This window comes from Shigella sp. FC1967, assembly GCF_001743005.1.
Classification (GTDB): domain Bacteria; phylum Pseudomonadota; class Gammaproteobacteria; order Enterobacterales; family Enterobacteriaceae; genus Proteus.
On the sequence record NZ_MIIZ01001157.1, the window covers coordinates 1 to 585 of the forward strand.

Below are 585 nucleotides of genomic sequence, written 5' to 3' on the forward strand. Positions count from 1 at the left end.
TCCAGTTTTACCAGATGGACGCCTTTTTCTGCGGCTTTATATTCCAGCTTTGTGATAAAACCATGCCAGCCTGCATCACCGATAGCGCGAGCCAGACAGTGGTTTTTCATCATATTCGCCGATTTCAGTGTCTCGACAATTACCGCTTGGTTTTCGTCAACAATTGCACGAGAGAGTTTGTGTTGAAAATCAGCACGGGCATTGGCTACCCGTTCGTGTACACCTGCAAGCTGTATTCGGGCTTTACGGCGATTAGCACTCCCTTTTGGCTTGCGAGATAAGGCTTTTTTGTTTTTCGACGTAGGTGACGGCTGGCATTGATAAGGTGGCGCGGATTAGCAATCTTATTGCCGTCTGATTTGATGGCGTAATGACTCAGCCCCACATCAAGCCCCGTGATATTTGATATCAATGTTGGCTTTGCCGGTGCTTCTACCCCGTCATCACAGAGTAGTGACGCATAGTATTTTTCCGGTTGCGCTGCGGCTCAGTGTGATACTTTTTCAGCGCCCCCCGTAATTTTCACGATGTAAACGCGCTTCAATCGGTGCGATTTTCGGGGATTTTTTATCGCGCCATCAATGA

Annotated in this window: 1 pseudogene; it reads right to left on the reverse strand. The window is 48.0% G+C overall.

Annotation, left to right across the window (positions count from 1 at the left end):
* Positions 1-566: pseudogene (locus BHE89_RS19570) on the reverse strand (RNA-guided endonuclease InsQ/TnpB family protein); the annotation flags it as partial.
* Between the last annotated feature and the right edge of the window lie 19 nt (positions 567-585).